We start from the raw sequence: 2,495 nt of genomic DNA, 5'->3' as shown, positions 1-2,495 counted from the left end.
ATGGTCTGCACACGGCCGATACCGGGGATGTGGAAGATAGCCTTTGCCACCTTGTCCAGCACCAGGAAGTCGGCCGGATTGCGCATGTCGTGATCCGTCTCGATCATCAACAGCTCGGGATTCAGCCTGGCTTGGTTGAAATGCCGGTCGGCGACCGCATAGCCGACATTGGCCGGGGTATCGGCCGGCAGGTAGTGGCGGTTGTCGTAGTCCGTCGTGTATCCGGGCAGGGCGAGCAGGCCGACGAGGGCGATTGCGATGGTGACCGCGAGAATCGGTGCGGGCCAACGGACGATCGCGGTGCCGATGCGTCGCCATCCCCGGGTTTGCAATATCCGCTTCGGATCGAGGAGCTTGAAGAAGCTGGCCACCGCGAGCACCGCCGGGCCCAGCGTCAACGCCGCGAACACCGCGACCAGCAAGCCGACCGCGCAAGGCACGCCCATAGTCTGGAACCACGGCAACCGGGTGAAGCTGAGGCAATACATCGCACCGGCGACGGTCAGCCCCGAACCCAGCACGACATGCGCGGTGCCGTGAAACATGGTGTAGAAGGCCTGTTCTCGGTCCTCGCCGATGCCACGGGCCTCGTGATAGCGGCCCATCACAAAAATCGCGTAGTCCGTTCCGGCGGCGATCGCCAATAACACCAGCAAGTTGTTGGCGAAGGTGGACAGCCCGATGATCCCGTAATTTCCCAGGAACGCGACGACACCCCGCGCCGCGGCCACTTCGACCATCACGATGAACAGCACGATGAAAACAGTGCTCACCGAGCGATAGACGAAAAGCAGCATCACAATGATCACCAGAAAGGTGATGAGGGTGACCTTCTTGACGCCTTTCTCGCCGGCATGAGACTGATCGGCGATCAGCGGGCCGGCGCCGGTGACATAGGCCGTAACCCCCGGCGGCGCGGGCACTGAGTTGACGATCTTGCGGACCGCTTCGACGGACTCGGTGGACAAGCTCTCACCCATGTTGCCGGCGAGGTAGGCCTGGACATAGGCCGCTTTTCCATCCGGGCTTTGCGAGCCCGCAGCAGTCAGCGGGTCATTCCAGAAATCCTGGATGTGCTGAACGTGCTTGGTGTCCTGCTCGAGTCGCTTGACGATCTCGCCGTAATACTTGTGGGCGGCAGCGTCGAGGGGCTGCTGGCCCTCCAGGACAATCATCGCCGAGGTGTCGGAGTTGAATTCGTGGAAGGTCGATCCGACCTTCTTCATCGCGATCATCCCTGGCGCGTCTTTCGGGCTCTGTGACACCGCGTGATCTTTGGTGACGACCTCCAGTTGCGGCACCGTGGCATTCACAAACACGGTGAGTCCCAGCCACAGCAGCACGATCGGCACCGCAAGCCGATGGATCATCCGGGGCAGGAAGGGCGGGATCAACGGCTGCGAGACAGGCTGTGCAATCTCGGTGGTCTCACTCATGCGGACTTGTTCAGGCAGAAGGTGAAGGCATGCACTGATTCGTTGGCGGGGGATTGATTTGTGGCCTTGACGACCGGCCCGCGCCCGTCGTTATCGTCCAGGGTGATCTTGCAGGCGATCCAATCGCCGGTTCCCTGCGCGACGAGATTGGCGGGGAGGGAAGGCTGCGTTGTTGTCAGCTCTGTCGACCAGGGCAGGGGTACGTTGAGGGCCTGCTGCGGCTTGGAATCTTTATCCAGATAGTTGATAGTCGCCACGCTGCCCGGTGTGCCCCAGACCTCGAGTGTTAAGACTTTGGGGTTGAACGGCTTTATCTCTTCGGCGACCGCACCGCCGCCGAAGGCGTTGCCGTGAACACCGAAGATGCCGCGCAGTCGGTACACGCAAAACCCCGAGACTGCGACGACGGCGGCGATGACCAGCACGACCCAGAAACGGGTAAGGATGCGAGAGACGATCGACCTTTGGTTGTCCCGGCGTGGTTTGGCGACCTTGGCTCCGCCGCTGCCTTCGACCGAGGTGGGCAGCGGCTCGGTCCTGGGCTCGGTGGTAGTCATGGGTTCTTCCATCCTTAACCAGGGGCGAAGGGCGCTCAACTAATTAGCCTATGTGTAACCTTAGCTACTCTAATCTGAATAGGCAGCAATATAGAACACGGGCCGGGTGGTTGTTGAGGACCGTAGCGCGAGTCCGGACCGACGGCTCGGCGAGGCGAGGAGGATCCGTGACGATGAGCGGACGCAAAATCCACGGCGGTACGATTCAGCCTATGAAGGTAACCGGATTCGCGGTCGTCGCCATCGCCGCGGCGATCGGCCTGTCCGCGCCGGCATACGCCGACCCCGACACCGATTTCGACAACCAACTCCAGCGATACGGCATCTACGGGCCGCATGACTACAACCCGTACATAGCCAAGATCGTCTGCCGACGGTTGGGTCAGGGCGTCGATCCAGATGCTGCGGCGTCCGCTCATTTCCTCTCCAATAACCTCCCTAGAGGCACCACTCAGGTGCAGGCGTATCAGTTCCTTGGCAGCGCCATCAGCATCTACTGCCC

3 protein-coding genes are annotated in these 2,495 nt (G+C 61.4%); 1 reads left to right on the top strand and 2 read right to left on the bottom strand.

Features of this window, described 5'->3' with window-relative positions; genetic code table 11:
• The coding region (locus WAN71_RS13985; RefSeq protein WP_422225909.1) for an MMPL family transporter at positions 1 to 1,436 on the bottom strand (1,436 nt) is incomplete at its 3' end.
• Positions 1,433 to 1,993, bottom strand: coding sequence for an MmpS family transport accessory protein (locus tag WAN71_RS13980; protein ID WP_422225908.1), 561 nt, complete (start codon positions 1,991 to 1,993; stop codon positions 1,433 to 1,435). The genes WAN71_RS13980 and WAN71_RS13985, both read right to left, overlap by 4 nt.
• Positions 1,994 to 2,205: 212 nt before the next feature.
• On the opposite strand from WAN71_RS13980, the gene WAN71_RS13975 reads away from it, so the two are divergent.
• The coding region (locus WAN71_RS13975; protein ID WP_422225907.1) for a DUF732 domain-containing protein at positions 2,206 to 2,495 on the top strand (290 nt) is incomplete at its 3' end.

Source organism: Mycobacterium sp. (assembly GCF_049280035.1).
In the GTDB taxonomy this organism is placed as follows: Bacteria; Actinomycetota; Actinomycetes; order Mycobacteriales; family Mycobacteriaceae; genus Mycobacterium.
This window is presented reverse-complemented; position numbering and strand designations above follow the sequence as displayed.

Coding starts and splice junctions, on each gene's coding strand:
- WAN71_RS13980 (WP_422225908.1), bottom strand. CDS start 1,993: ATGACTACCACCGAGCCCAGGACCGAGCCGCTGCCCACCTCGGTCGAA.